This window comes from Cryobacterium sp. 10I1, from assembly GCF_035019805.1.
GTDB classification, from domain to species: Bacteria; Actinomycetota; Actinomycetes; order Actinomycetales; family Microbacteriaceae; genus Cryobacterium; species Cryobacterium glucosi.
In genome coordinates this window covers 1-4203 of record NZ_JASJVF010000264.1, presented here as the reverse complement: position 1 = coordinate 4203, position 4203 = coordinate 1, and the positions used below count along the sequence as shown (strand labels likewise).

Below are 4203 nucleotides of genomic sequence, written 5' to 3'. Positions count from 1 at the left end.
GGTTGCGAGCGGGGACGAATCGGCTGCGGTGCCCCCCGTGGCCGGCCCGGCGCATCCGCTCAGCAGGAGCGCGGCGGCACAAGCCGCAGCAAGGAACAGGACCGGACGTCTCATCGTGCATCCCCCATCACAGGGACGACGAAAATCACCCCTGACCAGAAGCTTCGCACGTCTTCCCTCTCCTGTCACTGTGAGGGATCCAGCCCGGACCGGTGGGAAGGATCGGTTCCGGGATCGAGACACGCGGCGCCTGCTGCCGGTCACCACGATCGCCGACGGCGAACGGAAGCCCAGTACCGGTAGCCGCGGACATCCGCTTGTCGATACAGTCGAGTTCTTCGCGCCGGACGACCGATAGGAACGATTGTGGACCTGACCCACCTCAACTGGCTGGCGATTCTGGCCGCCACCGTCGCCGCCTTCATCGCGGGCGGCATCTGGTTCGGCCCGAAGACGTTCTTCCCGCTCTGGTGGAAACTGATGGGCAAGGACCCGGCGGCGGTGCCGGGCGCCGCCAGCAACATGGCCGTCGTCTTCGGTGCGACGGCCGTCGCCGCGTTCGTCGAAGCCGTCAGCGTCGCCGTCGTGATCTCGTTCGTCGCGCCCGCCACTCCCGGTTTCGGCCCGCTCCAGGGCGCACTCACCGGCTTCCTGCTCGGCATCGGGCTCGCCGCTGCCTCGTCGCTCTCGCACCGGCTCTTCGCCGGGGCCGGATTCCGGGTCTGGCTGATCGAGGTCTCGAGCGACGTGCTCAATCTCACGATCATGGGCCTGATCATCGGGAGCTGGCGCTAACCGCCTGATGCTCGACCCCGCTCGACTACGGTGGGGAAGTGACCGATACCCTGCCCCCGTGCCCCGAATGTTCCAGCGACCTCGCCTACGAGATGGGCGCACTGCTCGTCTGCCCGCTGTGCGGGCACGAATGGGCCGCGGCCGACGTGAGCCTGACGGCCGACCCGGGTGACGCATCCGCCGAGCGCGTGATCACGGATGCCTTCGGAACCGTCCTCGCGGACGGCGACACCGTCACCGTGATCAAGGACCTCAAGGTCAAGGGCAGCTCGACCGTGGTGAAGGTCGGCACGAAGGTGCGCGGCATCCGCCTGGTCGACGGCGTCGGCGACCACGACATCGACTGCAAGATCGACGGCGTCGGAGCGATGCAGCTGAAGTCGAGCGTGGTCAAGAAGGCCTGACCCGAGGCCACGCAAGGTCACGCGACGACCGGTCAGTCCTCGACGCTCGTGACGCCTCCCTCCTGGACCCCCGGAGCCTGGGTGCCGGCGGACGGGGCACTGACGCGCGGACTGATGTTCTGATTGACGCGGAACACGTTGTCCGGGTCGTAGACGGCCTTCACCTCCGCGAGCCGCTCGTAGTTCGGCCCGTAGTTCTGCGCGATCCTGCCCTGATCGTCGGCGTCCATGAAATTGATGTAGCCGCCGGGCTCGGCAAAGGGGTGCAGCGCCTCCCAGTAGTCCCGAACCCAGCGGATGTTCGCCGCATTGTCCGCGGGGTCGTGCCACATCCCGGCGATGACCGGCGCGAAGTCCACGTTCCGGTAGGGGAATGCCGTCGCCCCCGGTGCGACCCGCTGCACCGCCCCGTCGATCGGGTAGTAGTGGTTCGCGGACTCCATGCTCGGGATCCGGCTGCCGAAGTCGACGGCGACCCGCAGCGCGTCATCGCTCAGGGAGGCGAGGAAGTCCGCCTTCCAGTACGCCTGCATGCCCTTCGGCAGCATCGGGTCGAACAGACCGTTCAGCACGGGGTACGGGAGCGGCCCGACAAACGAACCGGCGACGGGCGCGGCGTCGAGGATCGGCTGCCAGCGCTTCTCGCCCTCGTCGAGGGGTCCGGTCCAGGCGCCGACGATGACGCAGACGGGTTGACCGTGCCACTGCTCGGGCAGGAACGGCACCGGCGGTCCCTGGTGGAACCCGAGGAACACGCCGAACTCCTCCGGGGCGTTCGCGATGAAATCCCGGTAGAAGCGGCCGACGGTGTCTGCCTCCGCCGCGGGGTAGATCACCAGGCCCCCGTAGATGGTGGAGACCGGGTGCAGCCGGAACTCGAGCGAGGTGACCACTCCGAAGTTACCGCCCCCGCCGCGCAGCGCCCAGAACAGGTCCGCGTTCTCGGTTTCACTCGCCACGAGGAACCGTCCGTCCGCGGTCACGACATCGGCGGAGAGCAGGTTGTCACACGACAATCCGAATTGCCGCGAGAGGTACCCGATTCCGCCGCCGAGGGTGAGCCCGGACACGCCCGTCGAGCCGATGATCCCGCCGGTCGTTGCGAGGCCGAAGGCGTGGGTCGCGTGGTTGAAGTCCGCCCAGGTCGCCCCGGGCCCGGAACGTGCCGTTTCCGCGGCCGGATCGACCCGAACACCGGTCTGCGCGACGAAGTCGATGACGAGGCCGCCGTCGACCGTGCCGAACCCGGGGGCGCTGTGCCCGCCGCCGCGAACGGCGACGGGGAGTTCGTGTTCCCTGGCGAACGCGACGCTCGTCATCACGTCGGCGACCTGCGAGGGCCTGACGACGACGGCCGGACGTTTGTTGATCATCCCGTTGTAGACGGCTCTCGCGTCGTCGTACCCCGGGTCGTCAGGTCCGATCACGGATCCGCGGACTCGTTCACGCAGAGAGTCAAGGGTGAAGGGTGCCATGATTCCTCCTTTGGACGGCATGCCCGGAACCGGTCCGGGCCCTCACGGCGTCCGTAGTACACCCATCGCGGGCCGTGGTCAAGGCACCGCAGGAGGGTGGGAATCAGGCCCGTCGGCCGTCCCTACTTCGTGCCGTCGACGACCGGCGACCACACGGCCCTGGCGCCGGAATCGCCCACGACGACGACCGAAACGACGGATCCGACGCTCGTCAGGGCCACTGCGACAGCGAGTACGACTGTCAGGGCCGTGCGGGTTCCCGGGGAGGGGATCCGGGCGCCGTACTTCTGCCCGGTCCCGAAATACCGGAACCACAGCCACTGGGCCGCAGCCACGAGAAACAGCCCGAAGACCCACGGCCGCACGGTCTCGCCGATGGCGACGTGCGCCCCGCTCAGCGCGGTCGGGGTGATGATCTGCGCCAGGGCCTCCCCGGCTTGCACGGTCAGCAGGGTCGCGCCGAGCGCGGCGAACGCGAGCAGCGGCGTGACGATGCCGAGCCGCCGCCGGGCGGCCGGCCAGACCAGAGTCAGGATCGCGCACAGGGCGGCAAGAGGGATCAGGATCACGCTCGCGTGCACGAGAAGTGGGTGCAGGGGAAGCCCGGCGATCACCCAGTTCATGCGGAAGCCATCCGCTGGACGGACTCTGAATCGATTCGCCGTGGTTCTCTGATGATCGTGCCCTTCCTCGGGGTGGACGAGACCACCCTATCGGGCGGGCCGGTCACGCCGCTCAGCGGGACTGGCGGCGCCCCTTGGGCTTCGGCGCGCCCTTGACCGCGGGTGCCCGGCCCTGGCCCTTGGAGGCTTTCGCCTTGCCGCCGGCCTTCGCCGGCTTCTGCGGGGCTGCTGCTGCAGCGGGCTTCCGCACCACGGGACGCGCGACCTCGAGCAGCTCGAGTCCGGCGCTCGTCAGGGTGGGCACGTCGTCGACGGTGACGAACAGTTCGCCGCCGACCTCCTCCTCGAGCTTCCTGATGGAGATCAGGAGGGTGGCGCGGGTCATGTTGAGGGTCTTCGCCGCGGCACCCCAGTTAGTGGCTTCGGCGGTCGTGACGAAACGCCGGAGCAGGGTGGTGTCCACAAGAAAGCCCTTCGAACTGCCGCCGTGCCGGTCACGGGACAGTAACAGGCTACGCGGTGCCGGGAGAACAGGTGCAATGAGACCATGGAGTAATGACCGCAACGCTCGTGGCCAAGGGCCTCGCCGGCGGGTACGCGCACCGTACCCTTTTCGATTCACTCGACCTCACCGTCGCGCCCGGCGACGTCGTCGGGGTGGTCGGGGTCAACGGCTCCGGCAAGTCGACGCTGCTGCGGCTGCTCGCCGGCCGGCTCGCCCCGCAGGCCGGCAGCGTCGGACTCTCCCCGGCGGATGCCTTCGTCGGCTGGTTGCCGCAGGAGCCGGACCGCAGGCCGGGCGAATCGATCGCGGACTACATCGGCCGCCGCACGGGCTGCGCCGACGCGAGCCGCGACACCCTGCGCCTCGAGGCCGGCATGCCGCTCTACGGCCACGAACTGAGC

The 4203-nt window shown here is 69.0% G+C and carries 6 protein-coding genes; 3 read left to right on the top strand and 3 right to left on the bottom strand.

The genetic code is table 11. From position 1 onward, the window contains the following. The first annotated feature begins 366 nt into the window (after window positions 1-366). Both QN345_RS16110 and QN345_RS16105 read left to right on the top strand, forming a co-directional pair. Window positions 367-795 (top strand): DUF1761 domain-containing protein, encoded by a 429-nt coding sequence (locus QN345_RS16110; protein WP_166787384.1) that lies wholly within the window; start codon window positions 367-369, stop codon window positions 793-795. A gap of 38 nt (window positions 796-833) precedes the next feature. Next, on the top strand, window positions 834-1199 hold the full coding sequence (locus QN345_RS16105; RefSeq protein WP_134449516.1) for a zinc ribbon domain-containing protein YjdM: 366 nt from the start codon (window positions 834-836) through the stop codon (window positions 1197-1199). Between the two features lie 32 nt (window positions 1200-1231). Here QN345_RS16105 and QN345_RS16100 read toward each other — a convergent pair whose 3' ends face one another. The 3 genes from QN345_RS16100 to QN345_RS16090 form a co-directional block, all read right to left on the bottom strand. Beyond that, on the bottom strand, window positions 1232-2674 hold the full coding sequence (locus tag QN345_RS16100; protein WP_134559093.1) for an FAD-binding oxidoreductase: 1443 nt from the start codon (window positions 2672-2674) through the stop codon (window positions 1232-1234). A 122-nt stretch (window positions 2675-2796) separates the two neighbouring features. Continuing rightward, entirely contained in the window at window positions 2797-3297 is a 501-nt protein-coding gene (locus QN345_RS16095; protein ID WP_322136192.1) for a DUF2231 domain-containing protein, read from the bottom strand. A gap of 112 nt (window positions 3298-3409) precedes the next feature. Further along, window positions 3410-3760, bottom strand: a complete 351-nt coding sequence (locus QN345_RS16090; RefSeq protein ID WP_134449519.1) for a LysR family transcriptional regulator — start codon at window positions 3758-3760, stop codon at window positions 3410-3412. Window positions 3761-3852: 92 nt separating this feature from the next. On the opposite strand from QN345_RS16090, the gene QN345_RS16085 reads away from it, so the two are divergent. Continuing rightward, a partial coding sequence (locus tag QN345_RS16085) for an ATP-binding cassette domain-containing protein (RefSeq protein WP_323508867.1) occupies window positions 3853-4203 on the top strand: 351 nt, incomplete at its 3' end.